The sequence below is a fragment of the Bradyrhizobium glycinis genome (assembly GCF_016031655.1).
Classification (GTDB): Bacteria; Pseudomonadota; Alphaproteobacteria; order Rhizobiales; family Xanthobacteraceae; genus Bradyrhizobium; species Bradyrhizobium glycinis.
Genome location: NZ_JACCHQ010000002.1, coordinates 124,191 through 144,401, shown reverse-complemented (window position 1 = coordinate 144,401; position 20,211 = coordinate 124,191). Strand labels below are relative to the sequence as shown.

Genomic DNA, 20,211 nt, shown 5'->3' with positions numbered 1-20,211 from the left:
ATCAGCCCCGGAGCCGCGGATTGACGAGGATATAGGCGATGTCGGCCACGAGATTCAGCGTGATGTAGACCGTGGCCGTCACCAAGACCACGCCCTGCACCACGGCATAATCGCGGTTGAATACGGCATCCACGATCAGCTTGCCGAAGCCGGGAATGGAGAAGATCTGCTCGGTCAGGACCGCGCCGGAGAGTAGCGTGCCGAGCTCGAGCGCGCCGAGCGTGATGACGGGCGTCAGCGCATTGCGCATGGCGTGCTTGAGGATTACCGTGCGCTCCAACAGTCCTTTGGCGCGCGCGGTGCGAACGTAGTCGCTTTCCAGCACCTGAAGCATGGCGCTGCGCGTATGCCGCATGAGGATCGCGGCGATCGCATTGCCGAGCACGAAGGCCGGCATGATGGTGACGGCGAGGCTCGCGCGCCAGTTTTCGGTGAGCGGCACGTAGCCTGAAGCCGGCAGCCATCCAAGCTCGATCGAGAACAGGAAGATCAGCATGATCCCGAGCCAGAAGTTCGGCGTCGAGATGCCCCATAGCGCGAAGAGATTGGCGCCATAGTCCCAGGCCGAGCCTTTCTTCACGGCCGCGACGATGCCGGCGGGAATGCCGATCAGCACCGCGATCAGGATCGCCATCGAGCCGAGCTGCAGCGTCACTGGCAGCTTCTGCGCGATCAGCTCGCGCACCGGCATCTTGTTGCGCAGCGACTCGCCGAAATCGCCCGAGAGCACGCCCTTGATCCAGTAGGCGTACTGCACCGGAACGGGCTGATCGAGTCGGTACTGGCGTCGGATCTGCTCGATCACGGCGGGATCGCGCTCTTCGCCCGCCATCACCAGCGCGGGATCACCCGGCAGCAATTGCTGCAGCGAGAAGATCAGCACCGAGACGAAGAACAGCGTCGGCACGATATGCACAAGGCGGCGGGCGAGGAAGTTCAGCATCCTCGCAGCGTCACTTCAGCTTGAGACCGACAACGCGGACGAGGCCGTCCGGCATCTGCCTGTAGCCTTCCAGCTTGGTCGTGTGCGCGATGATGATGCGGCGGTGGTAGAGGTACAGCAGCGGTTCTTCCTCCTGAACCAGCTTGGCCAGGACCTCGTAGCTAGCCTTGCGCTTGGCGGGATCGGTGACGAGCCGCGCCTCCTCCAGAGCCTTGTCGGCTTGCGGATTGTTCCACCCGCCGTAGTTCTGCGGCGCGCCGTTGTGCAGGAACACGAAGGTGTTGCCGTCAGGATCGACGCGGCCGCTCCAGGCGAGCATGTAGGCCTGATAATCGCCGGCTTCCGCTTGCTTGAGCCCGGTCGCGAACTCGGTGACGCGGATCTTCATGTCGAACCCGGCTTCCGCCGCCATCGACTGGATCACCTGCGCCGGTGTTTCGGTCTCCGCGCCCTTGGGCACCAGGAAGTCGACGCTGACCGGCGGCGTCACGCCGGCTTCCTTCAGCAGCGCCTTGGCCTTCTCGACGTTGCGGGGACGGACCGGAAGGGATTTCTGATAATAGGGGTGATCGGGATTGACCCATTGATTGCCGACCTGGAACTCGCCGTTGAACACGACCTGGTTGATCGCCTCGCGGTCGATGGCAAGGTCGAGTGCCTGCCGCACCTTGGCGGATTGGCTGAGCGGGCCCTTGGCCTTGTCCTTGCCGATGTTGAGCGTGATGCCCTGGTAGCCGAGCTCGATGGCGGTCGCGACCTTCAGCCGCGGGTCGGCGCGCACCTCCTTAAGATCGGTGGCGAGCACGCGCTCGATCAGATCGAGGCCGCCGGATTTCAGGTTGGCGAGCCGCACGGTGGCATCGACGATCGGCTGGAACACGATCTTGTCGATGAAGACGTTGTCCTTGTTCCAGTAGTCGGCGAATTTTTCGACCACGATGCGGTCCTGCTGCACGCGCTCGACGAACTTGTAGGGGCCGGCGCAGACCGGGCGCAGGCCGAACTTGTCGCCGGCCTCCTTGGCCGCCTTCGGCGACATCATCATGCCGGCCCGGTCAGTGAGCTGAGCGAGCAGGGGCGAGAACGGCGACTTCAGCACCAGCTTGATCGTGAGGGGATCGACGACCTCGACGTGATCGACCGAGGCGAGCTCCGGTTTGCGGAACGAGCCGGGGAACGTCAGATGCCGCTCCAGCGAGAACTTTGCGGCCTCGGCATCGAACGGCTCGCCGTCGTGGAATTTCACGCCGGGCCGCAGCTTGATAACCAGCGCCTTGCCGTCGTCGGTGGTCTCGCTTCCCAGCGCCAGCTGCGGCACGATGTTGAGCTTCTCGTCGATGTCGAACAGCTTGTCGCAGAAGGAGGAGAACACGATGCGGCCGACATAGGTGCGCGCCATCGTGGGGTCGAGAATATCGGGGTCCTCGGCGAGGCCGATGCGCAGCGTGGTCTGGGCTTGCGCGGCTCCAATCGACATCAGTACAGCGGCGGCCGTTGCGGCCAGGCGAAACATCTTCATCGGTCAATCCCCATTGCTTCGGCTATTTCGTTGCGGACGCGGCGCACTGTATACCAACCCCGGCGAGGCTCGTGCCTTCCGCCTTTTGGCTGAAGGCCGCGACCAGTTTTGCAAGCGCCGGCGAAAACCCGCCGGCGGTGGGTAGGATGGCGGCAGCAGACGGCAGCTCCGCGGTGCGGTGACAGGCGGTGGCGTGGCCCGTGCCGTCGGCTAGCAGCGCAGGCGGCTCGCTGCGGCAGCGCTCGATTACGAACGGGCAGCGGGTGTGGAAGCGGCAACCGGCGGGCGGATTGAGCGCGCTCGGGATTTCGCCCTCCAGGAGCACCGTCGTTCGTTTCGCCTTCGGCTGCGGCAGTGGGATCGCGGACAGCAGCGCGCGGCTGTAGGGATGGCGCGGCGCGGCGAACAGCGCGTCGGCTTCCGCCGTCTCGACGATCTGGCCGAGATTCATCACCGCGACGTGGTCGGCGATATGCTTGACCACGGCGAGGTCGTGCGAGACGAAGATGTAGGCGAGGCCAAGCCGGTCCTGGAGCTCGCGCAGCAGATTGAGGATCTGCGAGCGGATCGAGACGTCGAGCGCCGAGACCGGCTCGTCGCAGATGATGAGCTTCGGCTCGACCGCGAGCGCACGGGCGATGGCGATGCGCTGGCGCTGGCCGCCGGAGAATTCGTGCGGATAGCGGCGGGCGAGGCGCGGCTCCAGCCCCACCAGCCGCAGCAGCTCGGCGACGCGCTCGGCTCGCCGCGCTGGCGGCACCAGATCGTGCAGCGCCAGCGGCTCGGTCAGGATCTGGCCGACCGTCATGCGTGGATTGAGCGAGGCGTAGGGATCCTGGAAGATGATCTGCGCCTCGCGGCGGAAGGCGCGCAAGGCCCCGGCGTCGAGCGCGAGCAGGTCGCGGCCGTCGAAGCGGATCGTGCCGGCATCCGGCTCGATCAGCCGCAGCACCAGGCGGCTGACGGTGGACTTGCCGCAACCGGATTCGCCGACCAGCGCCAGCGTCTTGCCGGCCTCGAGCGAGAACGACACGCCATCGACCGCCTTGACGTGCGCCAGCGCGCGGCCGAGCAGCGAGCGCCGGGCGACGAAATGCTTAACCAGGGCGTTGACTTCGAGGAGCGCCATCACGACACCAGCAATTCGAGCGGTGCGCGGATGCAGCGCGAGAGGTGGCCGACGCTGACTTCGACCAGCGGCGGCGGCAATCTGGTGCAGGCGTCGAGTACGAAGGGACAACGCGCGGCGAAGCGGCAACCGGCGGGCGGCTGTGCCATGTTCGGCACCATGCCTTCGATCGTCGCGAGCTGCTCGGCGCGGTGGTCGAGCCGCGGGATCGAGCCGAGCAGGCCGACCGTGTAGGGATGCTGCGGCGCGGAGAACAATTCATCGACCGGCGCGCGCTCGACGATCTCGCCGGCATACATCACCGCGACCTCGTCGCAGACCTCGGCGACGACGCCGAGATCGTGGGTGATCAGGATGATCGCGGCGCCGCTCGCGGCCTTCAGCTCGCGCATCAGCTCCAGGATCTGGGCCTGCAGGGTCACGTCGAGCGCCGTCGTCGGCTCGTCTGCGATCAGCAGGCGCGGGTCGCAGGCGAGTGCCATCGCGATCATCACGCGCTGGCGCATGCCGCCGGAGAGCTTGTGCGGATAGTCGTCGATGCGCCGCTCGGGCGAGGGGATGTGGACACGGCGCAACAGCTCGATCGCGCGCTCGCGCGCGCTCCTCCGCGAGCCGCCGCGGTGACGCAGGATCGTCTCGATGATCTGGTCGCCGATCGTAAAGCTCGGATTGAGCGAGGTCATCGGCTCCTGAAAGATCATCGCCAGCCGGTTGCCGCGCAGATCGCGCAGCGTCTGGTCCGGCGTCGTCAGCAGGTCGAAACCGTCGAAGCGGATCGCGCCGGATATTTCCGCGCTCTGCTTCGGCAGCAGGCCCATGATCGCCAGCGACGTCACGCTCTTGCCGCAGCCGGATTCGCCGACCAGACCGAGCGTCGCGCCATTGGCAACGCTGAGATCGACGCTGTCGACCGCGTGGGTGATGCGGCCATCGTCGCCATGAAAGCGGATGCGCAGATCCTTGATCTCGATGAGGGGGCTTGCGCTCATGATCGTCTCGCGCGCGCCGCAGCGATGCTGGCGTCGATGACGCTGCGATCGGTGTTGCCGGCCGGGTTCTGCCGCGTCGGCATGGATGGGCGGAAGTGTACCCAGAGCTCCTGGCTGACTTGCTCAAGTCGTTCGAGCTCACCGAGTGGATCGGGATGGTCGTCGGCGCGAATGTCCAGCGCCGGCCATTCCTCTTCGCCGTGGATCACGAGCGCGGCCGATTGCTTGCCGCGCTTGTCGCCGCCGGCGGCTTCGCCGGCGCGCATCGCCGCGAGCAGACGGCGCGGGAAGGGCAGGCTGTCGCTCGCGATGTAGGTCTTCGCTGTCTCGTCGAGCACGTCAGGCCCGGTGAGCATGTTGCCGGCGATCGAGAAGCCGCTGCCGGCAATGTGACCGCACCAATCGATGCAGTCGCGCCCGGTATGCGCGGCGATGGCGCCGCTCGCATCCATAACGTGGACCTGTCGGCTCTCGCGGCCGTCATCGGTCGCCAGCAGCGTGGCGAGCACGTCGTGGGCGTTGAGGCCCTCGCGCAACAGCTTGACGCCGTCGATGCCGTAATAGGGATTGACGAAGGCCTGCGTCGCGATGGCGCCGAGGCCGGCGGCAATATAAGGCACGCGCGCGCCGACGGCGAAGAAGCGGGTTGCAACCGCGATGCCGAACTGGCCGGTGGCAGGATCGCGCGCGATGATCGACCAGGTCATGTGCTGCCTTCAGCGCCCCGCCGCGTAGCCCTGCATGCCGCGTGGATTGGCGGCAGCACGGCGGCGGCGACCTACGCGTGAGGCCGCGGTGAGGCGGCCCTCCGACCAGTCCGGCCCGACCTCGACGATATGCCCGCGCTCGCGCAGGTTCTCGATTGTCGCCTTCGGTACGCGGTTCTCGACCACGAGCACGCCGGGACGCGCGGTGCGCGGCCAGAACGAGATCGGGAAATGCTCGGAATGCCAGGCCGGCGCGTCGATGGCTTCCTGGAGATTGAGGTTGCAATGGACGTGGCGCAAGAAGAATTGCGTGATCCACTGGTCCTGCTGATCGCCACCGGGCGAGCCCCAGGCGAGGTAAGGCTCGCCATCGCGCAGCGCCATGGTCGGAGAGAGCGTCGTGCGCGGCCGCTTCCCTGGCGCGAGCGCGGCGGGATGATCTTCCTCCAGCCAGAACATCTGGGCGCGGCTGCCGAGGCAAAAGCCGAGCTCGGGAATGATCGGCGAGGATTGCAGCCAGCCGCCCGACGGCGTCGACGACACCATATTGCCGTCCCTGTCGATGATGTCGAAATGCACGGTGTCGCCGCGCACCTCGCCGAAGCGGCCCACGGTGGGCTCGCCGGCGCCGAGCGCGCCGACGGCCTCGCGCTGGCCCTCGGCCCGGCGCAGCTTGACCTCGCCGCCGAAACCCTCGACCGAGCCCGGAATGAAATCGAGCGAGGCCTTGTCGGTGACGAGCTTGCGGCGCTCGTCGTTGTAGGTATCCGACAGCAGCGTTTCGATCGGGATCTCGTTGAACTTGGGGTCGCCGTAGAATTTTTCGCGGTCGGCGAAGGCGAGCTTGGCGCATTCGATCTGGAGATGGATGAACTCGGGCCCGGTCGGGTCGAGGCCATCGAGCGCAAAGCCCTGCAGCAGCGCGAGCTGCTGCAGCGTCACCGGCCCCTGGCTCCAGACGCCGGCCTTGCAGACCGTGTAGCGGCCATAGTCATAGGTGAGCGGCGCCTCGACCGTCGGCTGCCAGCGCGCCATGTCGTCGGCGGAGAGCACGCCGCGATGCGGCGAGCCGCTGACGTCCATCACCTCCTGCGTCCGGCAGAACTTGTCGATGGCCTCCGCGACGAAGCCTTGCGACCAGGCTTTGCGGGCGCGCTCGATCTCGGCTTCGCGGCCGCCGCCGCCGCTCTCGGCCTCGCTGAGAATGCGGGCGTAGGTCGCAGCCAGCGTCTTGTTGGTGAACAGCCTGCCCGGCTTCGGCACTTCGCCGTTCGGAAGGTAGACGGCGGCCGAGGTCGGCCAGTGCTTGCGGAACAGCTGCTCCACGGTCTGGATCGTGGCGCAGGCGCGCTCGACCAGCGGATAGCCGTCGCGGGCATAGGAGATCGCCGGCTCCAGCACGTCACGCACCCGCATCGTGCCGTAGTCCCGCAGCAGCATCATCCAGGATTCGAAGGTGCCCGGGACGCAGGCGGCGAGCAGGCCCGTGCCCGGCACCATATCGAGGCCTTCGCTTCTGTAATGCGCGATGGTGGCGCGCGCCGGTGCCGGGCCCTGACCGCAAATCACCTCGGTGCGGGCGCGCTTGACGTCATGCACGATGATGGGCACGTCGCCGCCGGGACCGTTCAGATGCGGCTCGACTATCTGGAGCGTGAAGGCGGTCGCAACGCCGGCATCGAAGGCATTGCCGCCTTTTTCCAGCATGGCCATGCCCACGGCCGTCGCAATCCAGTGCGTCGAGGCGACGACCCCGAACGTGCCCTCGATCTCGGGCCTCGTCGTGAACGGATCGGGATTGATATTGCTGCCCATGGGACTTCACCACCTTATTTCCGGCGCGCGCAATTGATCACAGCCGATGCTGGTATGCCAAATGCGCAGGCCGCATGGCACGCGCGCGTCAAGCTGGGACCGGCGCGGTGTTGACCGCGTGGCAGGCGACGCCATCGATCAATTCCGGCGTCTCCTTGCGGCAGAGATCGAACGCCAGCGGACAACGCGGATTGAAGGCGCAGCCGGAGGGCGGATTGATCGGGTTCGGGATCTCGCCCTTGACCGGAATGCGCTGGCGGCCGCTCATGGCAAGATCAGGCACGGCGCCGAGCAGCATCTTGGTGTAGGGCATGCGCGGGTTGGCGAACAGCTCGCGTCCTTCCGCGATCTCGACGATGCGGCCGAGATACATCACGCCGACGCGGCTCGCCATATGGCGCACCACGGCGAGGTTGTGGCTGATGAACATGTAGGTCAGACCGAACTTGTCCTGGAGGTCGCGCATCAGGTTGAGGATCTGCGCCTGCACGGAGACGTCGAGCGCCGAGGTCGGCTCGTCGCAGACGATGAATTCGGCATCGGAGGCGAGCGCCCGCGCGATCGCGATGCGCTGGCGCTGGCCGCCGGAGAATTCGTGCGGGTATTTCAACCGGTCGTCCGGATGCAGGCCGACGAGGCTGAGCAGCTCGCCGACGCGGGCCTGGATGTCGCGCTCGCCCTGGATCAGGTCGAAGGCGCGGATCGGCTCGGAGATGATGGCATCGACCCGGAAGCGCGGGTTCAGGCTCGCATAAGGATCCTGGAAGATCATCTGGATACGGCGGCGCAGCTTCCGCCGTGCGAGGGCCTGCCGCGGGTCGGTCATGGAGATGCCGTCGATCAGTACGTCGCCGGCGCTTGGCGGCAGCAGGCCGACCACCATGCGTGCCACCGTGGTCTTGCCGGAGCCGGACTCGCCGACCAGGGCAAATGTCTCGCCCTTCCTGATGTCGAAGGTGACGTGATCGACCGCCTTGAGATATTCGAGATGCCCGCCTTCGAGCACGCGGTTGAGCCAGGGCTTCGAGACGTCGAAGACGCGGCGCAGGTTTGTGGCCTGGACGAAGGGAGCGCTCATGCCACGCTCTCCGCCGGCACATCGTCATAGAGGTGGCAGGCAACGGATTGCGCGCCGCGCGGCAGCGGCTCCGGCCGCTCGACACGGCAACGATCGAAGGCGAAGGCGCAGCGCGGATTGAACGAGCAGCCGCGTGGGATCGCCGACAGGCGAGGCATCGAGCCCGGGATCTGCACCAGGCGCTTGTCCTCGCCGGCAAGTGTCGGGATCGCGCCCATCAGGCCCTTGGCGTAAGGGTGCAGCGGATTCTTCACGACGTCCTGCACCGGGCCGATCTCGGCGACACGGCCGGCATACATCACGGCGACGCGGTCCGAGGTCTCGGCAATCACGCCCATGTCGTGGGTCACCAGCATCACCGCGGTGCCGTGGTCGCGGCCGAGTCGCTTGATCAGCGAGATGATCTGCGCCTGTACGGAGACGTCGAGCGCGGTGGTCGGCTCGTCCGCGATGATCAGCTCGGGCTCGGCGCAGATCGCGAGCGCAATCACGACGCGCTGGCGCATGCCACCAGAAAACTCGTGGGGATAGCCGTCGATACGCTTCTCCGGCGCGGGAATGCCGACTTCGGCGAGCAGATCGATGGCGCGGCGGCGGGCGGCCGACTCGGACAGATTGAGATGGGTGCGGATCGTCTCCACGATCTGGTCGCCGACCTTGTACAGCGGGTTCAGCGATGTCAGCGGATCCTGGAAGATCATGCCGATGCGCTTGCCCCTGATACGGCGCATCTCCTCTGGCGGCAGATTGTCGATGCGCAGGCCCGCGAGATGAATCTCGCCGCCGGCGATGCGGCCGGGCGGATCGATCAGACCGATCACCGACAGGCCGGTGACGGACTTGCCGGCTCCGGACTCGCCGACGACGCCGAGCACCTCGCCCTTGGCGATGTCGAACGAGACGCCGTCGATGGCGCGCAGCGTGCCGCGGCGGGAGGCGAACTCCACGTGAAGATCGCGTACGGAAAGGACGGGTTCGGTCATGGACGAGGCGTATTCATCGAAGCTTCGGATTGAGCGCGTCGCGCAACCAGTCGCCGAGCAGGTTGATCGACAGGATCAGCGCCGCGAGCGCGAGTCCGGGGAAGGCAACGATCCACCATTCGCCGGCGAACAGGTAATTGTTGCCGATGCGGATCAGCGTGCCGAGCGAGGGCATGGTGTCCGGCAGGCCGACGCCAAGGAAGGACAGTGTCGCCTCGGTGATGATGGCGAGCGCGAGGTTGATGGTGGCGATGACCAGGATCGGGCCCATCGTATTCGGCAGCACGTGTCGCAACATGATCTTCGGCGCCGGCAGGCCGATCAGCTGCGCGGCGGCCACGTAGTCCTTGTTCTTCTCCACCATCACGGAGCTGCGCACAGTCCGGGCATAGCCCACCCAGAAGCTCAGGCCGATCGAGATCACCAGCACCGCCAGCATGCTGGTGGCGTCCAGCCGGTTGCCGAGGATCGACTTCGCGATGCCGTTGACCAGGAGCGCGATCAGGATGGCTGGGAAGGTGAGCTGCACGTCGGCGATCCGCATGATCACGCCGTCGACTGCGCCGCCGAAATAGCCGGCGATCAGGCCGAGCGCGATGCCGAGCGCGCCGGCGAAGATCACGCCGGCGACGCCCACGGCGAGCGAGATGCGCATGCCATAGAGTATGGCGGAGAACACGTCGCGGCCCTGCTCGTCGGTGCCGAGCAGGAACGGGCTCTGACCGTCCGTGGTCCAGAGCGGTGAAATCCGCGAATTCATCAATTGCAATTGTGCCGGGTCGAACGGGTTCTGCACCGCGAGCACGGACGCAAAGATCGCAAGCAGGAAGAACAGGACCGTGATGGCCGCAGCCACCATGGTGAGCTTGGAGCGGCGGAACGAATAGAACAGGTCGCTGTCGAGCGTGCGGCTGAACCAGCCATGGGCGGCCTGCACCGGCTGCGCGCTTTGCTTGTCGGAATTGGAGACGACTGCGTCGGACATGCAGGCTGCCCTATGCGGCGCGACCGACGGTCGAGCGCAGGCGCGGATCGACCACCGTGTAGAGGATGTCGACCACCAGATTGATGGTGACGAAGATCAGTGAAACCATCAGCAGGTAGGCGGCCATGATCGGAATGTCGACGTTTTGCACGGCCTGGACGAACAGAAGCCCCATGCCCGGCCATTGGAACACGGTTTCGGTGATGATCGAAAATGCAATAACCGAGCCAAACTGAAGCCCGGCTACGGTGATCACCGGGATCAGCGTGTTCTTCAGCGCGTGGCCGAAATGGATGGCACGCGTGGTCAACCCCCTCGCGCGGGCGAAGCGGATATAGTCGGTCCGCAACACTTCCAGCATCTCCGCGCGCACCAGCCGCATGATCAAGGTCATCTGGAACAGGCCGAGCGTGATCGCAGGCATGATCAGTGCCTTCAGTCCCGACACCGTGAGCAGGCCCGTCGTCCACCAGCCGAGCTTGACTACCTCACCGCGGCCGAACGACGGCAACCAGCCCAATGTCACTGCGAACAGATAGATCAGGAGAATGCCGATCAGGAAGGTCGGCAGCGAGATGCCGATCAGCGAGACCGCCTGGAATAATTTGGCCAGTACGGTATCGCGCTTGAGCGCTGAATAGACGCCCATCAGGATGCCGAACACCATTGCAAACACGGTCGCACAGATCGCAAGTTCCAGCGTCGCCGGCATGCGCTCCATCAACAGGGCCGCGACCGGTTGGCGGAACTGGTAGGAGACGCCGAACTTGAACTGCGCCGCATCGGCGAAATAGCGCACGAACTGCACCGGTACGGGGTCGTCGAGGCCGAGCGACTTGCGCACGATCGCCCGCTCGGCGGCCGATGTGTCGATCGAGACGATCTGGTTGACGGGGTCGCCGGCAAAACGGAACATCGAGAACGCGATGATGCCGACGGCGAACATGACGCCGATGGCCTGAACGGCGCGGCGAAGCGTGAAAGCGAGCATGCCTTCCACTTTCCTTGGGTGAGCGTACGGCCGACGTCCTTGGCGGCCGGAAAAGGAGAGATCCCGGAAGGCAGATGCCGCCGGGACCTCGTGTTCAACCGATGCTATTCCTTCTTGGTCGCCCAGTGGAACATGACGAGATTGTCGGCGCGCTGCGGCAGGTTGACCTTCTTCGATACGCCCCAGGCCAGCGCCTGCTGGTGCAGCGGAATGTAGGCCCAGTCCTTCATGCCGATTTCGTAGGCCTGCTTGATCAGCTGGTTGCGCTTGGCGGTGTCGGTTTCGACCAGCACCTTGTCGGTGATGGCGTCGAACTCCTTGTTGCAATAGCCGCCGAGATTGGCCTCGCCGCGCGAGGACTTCGCATCGTCGCGGCAGCCCATGATGTCGTAGAGCACGTTGTGCGAGTCCATCGTGCTCGGGGTCCAGCCCAGCAGGTAGAACGAGGTCTGGTAGCCGCCCTGTTTCAGCACCTTGGCGAAGTACTGCGCCTTCGGCTGCGCCAGGAGATTGATCTTGACGCCGATGCGGGCGAGCATGCCGACCACGGCCTGGCAGATCGCGGCATCGTTGACGTAGCGGTCGTTCGGGCAGTCCATGGTGACCTCGAAGCCGTCGGGGTAACCGGCTTCGGTCAGGAGCTTCTTGGCGCCGTCAGGATCGAATTTCGGCCGCGTGAACTCCTTGGACAGCACGAACAGTTCCGGCGCGATCATCAGCGCCGACGGCGTCGACAGGCCGCGCATCACGCGCGTCTTGATCAGCTCGATGTCGATCGCCTTGTAGAAGGCCTCGCGGACGCGGGTGTCCTTGAACGGGTTCTTGCCTTTGACGTTGGAGTACAGCAGCTCATCGCGCATCTGGTCGAAGCCGATGAAGATGGTGCGCAGCTCCGGCCCCTTCAGCACCTGAGCGTTCGGGCTGGAATCGACGCGGGAAATGTCCTGGATCGGCACCGGCTCGATCACGTCGACTTCGCCCGAGAGCAGCGCCGCGACGCGGGTGGCATCGGAGGCGATCGGGGTGAAGATGATCTCCTTGAGATTGCCTTCGACCTTGCCCCAGTAATTGGGATTGGCCTTGAACACCGTCTTCACGCCGGGCTGATGGCTTTCAATGATGAAGGGACCGGTGCCGTTCTCGTTGAGCGAGGCGTAGCTCGGCGTGGTGGCCGCCACCGGCGTCGGATCGACGACGTTGTTCTCCTCGGCCCATTTCTTGTTCATGATGTACCAGACATCCCACGCATTATGCAGGATGGGATTGGGCGAGGGCAGAACGAAGTCGACGGTGTAGTCGTCGACCTTCACGACCTTCACGTCGGGCGCAAGGCGGGTCTGCATGTTTGACCCCTTCTTGCGAACGCGATCGGCGGAGAACAGCACGTCGTCGGCCGTGAAGGGATTGCCGTTGTGGAATTTCACGCCTTTGCGCAAATGGAATCGCCAGCGGGTCGGCTCCGGCGTTTCCCAGCTTTCCGCCAGTGCCGGAATGATTTTGAGGTCCTTGTCGCGCGCGGTGAGGCCCTGATAGACGTGGCCGAGATGGGCGTGGGTGGTGCTCTCGTTCAGGGTATAGGGATCGAGCGACTTCAGGTCACCCTGGTTGGCATAACGTAGCGTCTGGCTCGATGCTGGCGAGACCGCCAACGCAAGCGTACCGGCGAGCGCCGCCGCAAACAGACTTTGACCGACTGACATTCTTGACCCTCTCCACACTGCCGCGCCGGTGATTTTTGATTGTTCGGCGGGGCTGACTGATCCATGTTGCCCAGAGTTCTCGACCCGTGCAAGCGCCATTCCAGCAAGGAACGCGCCAAGTTGCACCGCTGTGCAGCAATGCTGCCCGGCAATCCCCGCGGGCGGCCAGGCTTGCTTCTGTGTGGTCGCGGGCCGGCCAATTTTGATTGACCATACCAGTCGATCGGGAAGCCAGTCCGTACGGCTTCCCCTCAGGTCGCTTGCGTTGCAGACCTTCTCGCGGTGATACTCCGAGAGGTCGCTCGAATCTCATCTGGAGGGGACATGAAGGTTAACATCGAAATCGACTGCACCCCCCTCGAAGCCCGCCAGTTCTTCGGTCTGCCCGACGTGGCGCCGATGCAGACGGCCGTGATGGAGAAGCTGCAGCAGCAGGTCTTGAGCAACATCGAGAAGGTGTCGCCGGAATCGCTGATCCAGAGCTGGTTCACCTTCGATCCCAAGATCGCCGAGCGGTTTCAGGACATGTTCGTCGCCATGGCCGGCCTCGGCGGCACGCGCGGCGGCGATAAGAAGAAATAGTGTCGCCCGGAGCGGACGGGGCGCTGCAAGAAGGCCGGCTCCGTCCGCCGGGTCTCGGCCTGCTGCTGGCTGAGGCCCGTGGGCTATTCGAGTTGAATGCGAGCCTGTTGCTGTCGCCGCTCCTGATGCGGGCGCCGCGGGGCGACGGCCATCCGGTGCTGGCGCTGCCGGGCTTTCTCGCCAGCGACCTCTCGATGGTGCCGATACGGCGCTATCTCAGCGAGCTCGGCTATGAGGCGCATGCCTGGCGAATGGGCCGCAATCTCGGCGGGCTCGGGCGAATGCGGGACTCGCTGCGCATGCGCTTGGCCGAAATCCATGCCGCCACGAGACACAAGGTCAGCCTGGTCGGGTGGAGCTTAGGGGGCGTCTATGCCCGCGATCTCGCGCTTTGGGCGCCCGATAAGGTCCGCTACGTCGTCACGCTCGGCAGCCCTTTTGCCAACGACGTGCGGGCCACCAACGCCACGCGGCTCTACGAGACGTTGTCCGGCGAGAAGGTGGAGGACTTTGCGCAAGCGCGCGAGGCGATTGCCGGCGATCTGCCGGTGCCGGCAACATCGATCTATTCGCGCGCCGACGGCGTCGTGAACTGGCGGACCTGTCTGCTGCGCCCCTCCGACCGTGCCGAGAACATCGAGGTGCTGCTGGCGAGCCATATCGGTCTCGGCGTGAACCCGGCGGTGCTGTGGGCCGTGGCCGACCGCCTGGCGCAACCGGAGGGAGACTTCTGGCCATTTGACCGGGCGGGGCCGTTTGCCATTGCATATGCCCCGCCGGACCGGGCAGTATCGGCCTGACGAGAAGCGCCACCAAGGCGCCCGGCGAACATTCTCGGAGGGAACCATGGCTGACGGTAAGAAGCTGTCGTCGCTTGACGCGTCGTTTCTCTATCTGGAAACACCGGAGATGCCGATGCATGTCGGCAGCATGGCGATCTTCCGCCTACCTGACGACTACAACGGCGATTTCTTCGAAGACTTCAAGGCGATGATCGTCTCGCGCCTGCACATCGCGCCAATTCTCAAGGCGCGGCTGGAGAAGGCGCCGCTCGACATCGATCATCCCTCCTGGGTCGAGGACGACCAGTTCGACATCGACCGCCATATCTTCCGGGCCAGCCTGCCGCAGCCGCGCGATCGCGCCACGCTCGAGCGCATCGTCGGCTGGATGCATGCCAAGCTGTTGAACCGCGCCCGCCCGCTCTGGGAGTTCTACGTGTTCGAGGGCATGAAGGACAACGAGGTCGGGCTCTATTCCAAGATGCACCATGCCGCGATCGACGGCGGCGCCGGAGCGGCGCTGACCAACATGATCTACGACATCTCGCCGATCCCGCGGAAGGTCGATCCGCCAACCGCGGGCAGCAAGCCAGGGCAGGAGCCGCGCGACATCGCCGCCAACCTGCTCGATTCCTACCAGCAGCTGTTCAGCCAGCCGCTGGAGGCTTCGCAAGCGGCGAAGAACCTGCAGCTGCCGCGCACCGGCAAGAGCGATATCGGATCGATCCTGTTCGATAACGCGATGTACCAGATCGAGAGCGCGGTGCGCTTTGCCGGCAACATCCCGACCGTGCTCAAGAGCGTCTCCGACGTGCTCGGCAAGATCGCCGATCCCAGGTCGCGCGAGAGCCTTGCCAGCATGGTGTCGCCGCCGACCATGCTCAACAAGACGATCTCGTCGGAGCGGAGCTTTGCCGGCGTGTCGATCCCGCTGTCACGGGCCAAGGCGCTGGCCAAGCAGGCCGGCGGCAAGCTCAACGACGTGGTGCTGGCGCTCGCCTCCGGCGTGGTCCGCCGTTATCTCCTGCAATATGGCACGCTGCCGGCGAAATCCCTGACCGCCGCGGTGCCGATCTCGCTGCGCGAGGAGGGCAACACCGAGGCCAACAACCAGGTGTTCGGCATGATCTGCTCGATCGCGACCAACGTCGCGGATCCCAAGGCGCGGCTCGAGGCGATCATCGCGCAATCGACCAAGTCCAAGGAGATGTCGCATCCTTTGCGGGCCTTGATGCCGCAGGTCTCCAACATCTCGATGCTGGGCGCGCCGATCATGGTGCAGATCCTGGCGCTGCTCTATAGCCGCTCGAACCTTTCCGACGTGCTGCCGCCCGCGGCCAACATCACCGTGTCCAACGTGCCCGGGCCGCGGCAGACTCTTTATGCCGCCGGCGCCGAGCTATTGCACATCTTCCCGGTGTCGATCTCGACCCACGGGCAGGCACTCAACATCACCGTGCAAAGCTATCGCGACCAGCTCGATTTCGGCTTCATCGTCGGCGCCAACATCATTCCGCATGTGCAGGTGATGTGCGACATGCTGCCCGAGGAGTTCGCCGCGCTGGAGGCGGCGTACACGCCGCCGGCCACCGATATCAAGGGCGCTGCGGAGTAAGGAATTTGCAATGATTGAAATGCCGCCGCTCAAGTTCGCGACGACGAACGGAATCCGCATGGGCTATTACGAGGCGGGCCCGGCCGATGACAAGCCGCCGCTCGTGCTGTGCCACGGCTGGCCCGAGCTCGCCTTCTCCTGGCGCCATCAGATCAAGGCGCTGGGCGAGGCCGGCATCCGCGTGATCGCGCCCGACCAGCGCGGCTACGGCGCGACCGACAGGCCCGAGCCGGTCGAAGCCTATGACATGGAGCACTTGACCGGCGATCTCGTCGGTCTGCTCGATCATCTCGGGATCGAGAAGGCGATCTTCGTCGGTCACGACTGGGGCGGCTTCGTCGTCTGGCAGATGCCGCTGCGGCATCCCACGCGCGTCGCCGGCGTCATCGGCGTCAACACGCCGCATTGGGACCGCATGCCGATTGACCCGATCGTGCTATTCCGCCAGCGTTACGGCGACCAGATGTACATCGTCCAGTTCCAGGATCCCGCGCGCGAGCCGGACAAGATCTTCGGCAGCCGGGTCGAGCAGACCTTCGACGCCTTCATGCGCAAACCGCTGGCAAAGCCGGCGACGAAACCGGACGAGCCGCCGATCGCGGGTGTCGGCGCCTCGTCGAAGACCAATCTGGCTTTTCCGCAGATGATTGCGGCGTACGATGCCAAGGTCGATCCGCGCACGCCGATCCTGTCGGCTGACGAGAAGAAGGTGTTCGTCGACACCTTCACGAAGACCGGCTTCACCGGCGGCATCAACTGGTACCGCAACTTCACCCGCAACTGGGAGCGCGCGAAGGGGCTGGACCACCACATCCACGTGCCCTCGTTGATGATCATGGCCGAGAACGATGCCGTGCTGCCGCCCTCGGCGGCCGACGGCATGGACAAGCTGATTCCCGATCTCGAAAAGTATCTGGTGAAGGACAGTGGCCATTGGACGCAGCAGGAGAAGCCGGAAGAGGTCAGCGCCAAGCTGATCGAATGGCGTAGAAGGCGGTTCGGGTGACGACGCGGTCGTCGATGTAGATGAGACGTCATTCCGGGATGGTCCGAAGGACCGGACCCGGAATCTCGAGATTCCGGGTTCGATGCTGCGCATCGCCCCGGAATGACGTAAAGCAGGGGGAAGCGCATTTAATGTCGTCATCCAAGAACCGTCTGGACCCGATTCCGCAGCCGCCCAGCAAGCCGGTGGTTGGCAACATGCTGTCGCTGGATGCGGCCGCTCCCGTGCAACACCTGACGCGGCTCGCCAAGGAGCTTGGTCCGATCTTCTGGCTCGACATGATGGGCTCGCCGATCGTCGTCGTCTCCGGCCACGATCTTGTCGACGAGCTCTCGGATGAGAAGCGGTTCGACAAGACGGTGCGCGGCGCGCTGCGGCGCGTGCGTGCGGTCGGCGGCGACGGCCTGTTCACCGCCGACACCCGCGAGCCGAACTGGAGCAAGGCGCACAACATCCTGCTGCAGCCCTTCGGAAACCGCGCCATGCAGTCCTATCACCCAAGCATGGTCGACATCGCCGAGCAGCTCGTCCAGAAATGGGAGCGGCTCAATGCCGACGACGAGATCGACGTCGTGCACGACATGACCGCGCTGACGCTGGATACGATCGGCCTGTGCGGTTTCGATTACCGGTTCAATTCGTTCTACCGGCGCGACTATCATCCTTTCGTCGAGTCGCTGGTGCGCTCGCTCGAAACCATCATGATGACGCGTGGCCTGCCGTTCGAGCAGCTCTGGATGCAGAAGCGGCGCAAGACGCTGGCCGAAGACGTCGCTTTCATGAACAAGATGGTCGACGAGATCATCGCCGAGCGGCGCAAGAGCGCGGAAGGCGTCGACGACAAGAAGGACATGCTCGCTGCGATGATGACCGGCGTCGACCGCGTGACCGGCGAGCAGCTCGACGACGTCAATATCCGCTACCAGATCAACACCTTCCTGATCGCGGGGCACGAGACCACCAGCGGCCTGTTGTCCTACACGCTCTATGCGCTGCTCAAGCACCCGGAGATTCTCAAGAAGGCCTATGACGAGGTCGACCGCGTCTTCGGCCCCGACGTCAACGCCAAGCCGACCTATCAGCAGGTGACGCAGCTCACCTACATCACGCAGATCCTCAAGGAGTCGCTGCGGTTGTGGCCGCCGGCGCCGGCCTACGGCATCACGCCGCTGAACGACGAGACCATCGGCGGCGGCAAGTACAAGCTGAGGAAGGGCACGTTCGTCACCATCCTGGTGACGGCGCTGCATCGCGATCCCAGCGTGTGGGGTCCCAACCCGGATGCGTTCGACCCCGAGAATTTCAGCCGCGAGGCGGAGGCAAAACGGCCGATCAATGCCTGGAAGCCGTTCGGCAACGGTCAGCGCGCCTGCATCGGCCGCGGCTTCGCCATGCATGAGGCAGCGCTCGCGCTCGGCATGATCCTGCAGCGCTTCAAGCTGATCGACCACCAGCGCTACCAGATGCACCTGAAGGAGACGCTGACCATCAAGCCGGAAGGCTTCAAGATCAAGGTGCGGCCGCGTGCCGACCGCGAGCGCGGCGCCTATGGCGGGCCCGTTGCGGCTGCTTCCTCGACGCCAAAGGCGCAGCGTCAGCCCACCACGCGGCCCGGCCACAACACGCCGATGCTGGTGCTGTACGGCTCCAATCTCGGCACCGCCGAGGAGCTCGCAACGCGCATGGCGGACCTCGCCGAGATCAACGGCTTTGCCGTGCATCTCGGCCCGCTCGACGATTATGTCGGCAAGCTGCCGCAGCAGGGCGGCGTGCTGATCATCTGCGCTTCCTATAACGGGGCGCCGCCGGACAATGCGACGCAGTTCGTGAAATGGCTCGGCGAGGATCTGCCGAAGGATGCCTTCGCCGGCGTGCGCTACGCCGTGTTCGGCTGCGGCAACAGCGACTGGGCGGCGACCTATCAATCGGTGCCGCGCTTCATCGACGAGCAATTGTCGGCGCACGGCGCGCGCGCGGTCTATCCGCGCGGCGAGGGCGATGCGCGCAGCGATCTCGACGGCCAGTTCCAGAAATGGTTCCCCGCGGCCGCGCAAGTCGCGACCAAGGAGTTCGGCATCGACTGGAATTTCACCCGCACCGCCGAGGACGATCCGCTCTATGCGATCGAGCCGGTCGCGGTGACCGCCGTCAACACCATCGTCGCACAGGGCGGCGCGGTGGCGATGAAGGTGCTGGTCAATGACGAGCTCCAGAACAAGTCCGGCGCGAATCCTTCCGAGCGCTCGACGCGCCACATCGAGGTGCAGCTGCCGGCCAATGTCCGCTACCGCGTCGGCGATCACCTCAGCGTCGTTCCGCGCAACGATCCGACGCTGGTTGATTCGGTGGCCCGCCGCTTCGGCTTTTTGCCGGCCGATCAGATCAGGCTCCAGGTCGCCGAAGGCCGACGCGCGCAATTGCCGGTGGGCGAGGCCGTCTCGGTCGGCCGCCTGCTCAGCGAGTTCGTCGAGCTGCAGCAGGTCGCGACCCGCAAGCAGATCCAGATCATGGCCGAGCACACCCGCTGCCCGGTCACCAAGCCGAAGCTATTGGCCTTCGTCGGCGAGGAGGCGGAGCCGCTCGAGCGCTATCGCTCCGAGATCCTAGCCAAACGCAAATCGGTGTTCGACCTGCTGCTCGAATATCCGGCCTGCGAATTGCCGTTCCACGTCTATCTGGAAATGCTCTCGCTGCTGGCGCCGCGCTATTACTCGATCTCGTCCTCGCCGTCGGTCGACCCGGCGCGTTGCAGCGTCACCGTCGGCGTAGTCGAAGGGCCGGCGGCCTCCGGCCGTGGTACGTACAAGGGCATCTGCTCGAACTATCTCGCCAACCGGCGGGCGGGCGATACGATCTATGCCACCGTGCGCGAGACCAAGGCGGGCTTCCGCTTGCCGGATGATCCATCCGTGCCGATCATTATGGTCGGTCCGGGTACGGGACTCGCGCCGTTCCGCGGCTTCCTCCAGGAGCGCGCCGCGCGCAAGGCGAAGGGGGCGATCCTCGGTCCATCCATGCTGTTCTTCGGCTGCCGTCATCCGGAGCAGGATTTTCTTTACGCGGAGGAACTGAAGGCGCTGGCGGCGAGCGGCATCACGGAGCTGTTCACCGCGTTCTCGCGCGCGGACGGGCCGAAGACCTATGTGCAGCACGTGCTCGCGGCGCAGAAGGACAAGGTCTGGCCGCTGATCGAGCAGGGCGCGATCATCTATGTCTGCGGCGACGGCGGCAAGATGGAGCCCGACGTGAAGGCCGCGCTGGTCGCGATCCATCGCGAGAAGAGCGGCAGTGATGCTGCTGCCGGCGCGCGCTGGATCGAGGCGATGGGCGCGAACAACAGGTATGTGCTGGACGTCTGGGCGGGAGGGTGATTGCCGATCGGTTCGT

The 20,211-nt window shown here is 65.2% G+C and carries 16 protein-coding genes; 5 read left to right on the top strand and 11 right to left on the bottom strand.

Annotation, left to right across the window (positions count from 1 at the left end; translation table 11 throughout):
- Position 1 precedes the first annotated feature (1 nt).
- The 11 genes from HZZ16_RS04995 to HZZ16_RS04945 all read right to left on the bottom strand — a co-directional run bounded on the left by HZZ16_RS04995 (position 2) and on the right by HZZ16_RS04945 (position 12,839).
- Entirely contained in the window at positions 2–943 is a 942-nt protein-coding gene (locus tag HZZ16_RS04995; protein ID WP_197947405.1) for an ABC transporter permease, read from the bottom strand.
- Between the two features lie 10 nt (positions 944–953).
- Positions 954–2,462 (bottom strand): ABC transporter substrate-binding protein, encoded by a 1,509-nt coding sequence (locus HZZ16_RS04990; RefSeq protein ID WP_197947404.1) that lies wholly within the window; start codon positions 2,460–2,462, stop codon positions 954–956.
- A 22-nt stretch (positions 2,463–2,484) separates the two neighbouring features.
- Positions 2,485–3,591, bottom strand: coding sequence for an ABC transporter ATP-binding protein (locus HZZ16_RS04985; protein WP_210342356.1), 1,107 nt, complete (start codon positions 3,589–3,591; stop codon positions 2,485–2,487).
- Positions 3,591–4,580, bottom strand: coding sequence for an ABC transporter ATP-binding protein (locus tag HZZ16_RS04980; protein ID WP_197947403.1), 990 nt, complete (start codon positions 4,578–4,580; stop codon positions 3,591–3,593). The genes HZZ16_RS04985 and HZZ16_RS04980 overlap by 1 nt, the downstream gene beginning before the upstream one ends.
- Positions 4,577–5,287: a DUF1028 domain-containing protein gene (locus HZZ16_RS04975; RefSeq protein WP_197947402.1), complete on the bottom strand. Its 711-nt coding sequence runs from the start codon at positions 5,285–5,287 to the stop codon at positions 4,577–4,579. The genes HZZ16_RS04980 and HZZ16_RS04975 overlap by 4 nt, the downstream gene beginning before the upstream one ends.
- A 9-nt stretch (positions 5,288–5,296) precedes the next feature.
- Positions 5,297–7,102 carry a gamma-glutamyltransferase family protein gene (locus tag HZZ16_RS04970; protein ID WP_197947401.1) on the bottom strand — a complete coding sequence of 602 codons (1,806 nt, stop codon included), beginning with the start codon at positions 7,100–7,102 and terminating at the stop codon, positions 5,297–5,299.
- An 88-nt stretch (positions 7,103–7,190) separates the two neighbouring features.
- Positions 7,191–8,180, bottom strand: coding sequence for an ABC transporter ATP-binding protein (locus HZZ16_RS04965; RefSeq protein WP_197947400.1), 990 nt, complete (start codon positions 8,178–8,180; stop codon positions 7,191–7,193).
- Complete coding sequence (locus HZZ16_RS04960; RefSeq protein WP_197947399.1) at positions 8,177–9,163, bottom strand: ABC transporter ATP-binding protein; 987 nt, start codon at positions 9,161–9,163, stop codon at positions 8,177–8,179. Before HZZ16_RS04960 ends, HZZ16_RS04965 begins: the two co-directional genes overlap by 4 nt.
- 13 nt (positions 9,164–9,176) lie before the next feature.
- On the bottom strand, positions 9,177–10,148 hold the full coding sequence (locus HZZ16_RS04955; protein ID WP_197947398.1) for an ABC transporter permease: 972 nt from the start codon (positions 10,146–10,148) through the stop codon (positions 9,177–9,179).
- A gap of 10 nt (positions 10,149–10,158) precedes the next feature.
- Entirely contained in the window at positions 10,159–11,139 is a 981-nt protein-coding gene (locus HZZ16_RS04950; protein WP_197947397.1) for an ABC transporter permease, read from the bottom strand.
- Between the two features lie 104 nt (positions 11,140–11,243).
- On the bottom strand, positions 11,244–12,839 hold the full coding sequence (locus tag HZZ16_RS04945; RefSeq protein ID WP_197947396.1) for an ABC transporter substrate-binding protein: 1,596 nt from the start codon (positions 12,837–12,839) through the stop codon (positions 11,244–11,246).
- 324 nt (positions 12,840–13,163) lie between these two features.
- On the opposite strand from HZZ16_RS04945, the gene HZZ16_RS04940 reads away from it, so the two are divergent.
- The 5 genes from HZZ16_RS04940 (at position 13,164) to HZZ16_RS04920 (ending at position 20,195) form a co-directional block, all read left to right on the top strand.
- Entirely contained in the window at positions 13,164–13,421 is a 258-nt protein-coding gene (locus tag HZZ16_RS04940) for a DUF6489 family protein (RefSeq protein WP_197947395.1), read from the top strand.
- A complete protein-coding gene (locus HZZ16_RS04935; protein ID WP_197947394.1) occupies positions 13,421–14,221 on the top strand; it encodes an esterase/lipase family protein in 801 nt (266 codons plus the stop codon). Before HZZ16_RS04940 ends, HZZ16_RS04935 begins: the two co-directional genes overlap by 1 nt.
- A 46-nt stretch (positions 14,222–14,267) precedes the next feature.
- Positions 14,268–15,818 carry a WS/DGAT/MGAT family O-acyltransferase gene (locus HZZ16_RS04930; RefSeq protein ID WP_197947393.1) on the top strand — a complete coding sequence of 517 codons (1,551 nt, stop codon included), beginning with the start codon at positions 14,268–14,270 and terminating at the stop codon, positions 15,816–15,818.
- A 10-nt stretch (positions 15,819–15,828) separates the two neighbouring features.
- Entirely contained in the window at positions 15,829–16,824 is a 996-nt protein-coding gene (locus HZZ16_RS04925; RefSeq protein ID WP_197947392.1) for an alpha/beta fold hydrolase, read from the top strand.
- Positions 16,825–16,955: 131 nt separating this feature from the next.
- Complete coding sequence (locus HZZ16_RS04920) at positions 16,956–20,195, top strand: bifunctional cytochrome P450/NADPH--P450 reductase (protein ID WP_197947391.1); 3,240 nt, start codon at positions 16,956–16,958, stop codon at positions 20,193–20,195.
- The last annotated feature ends 16 nt before the right edge of the window (positions 20,196–20,211 follow it).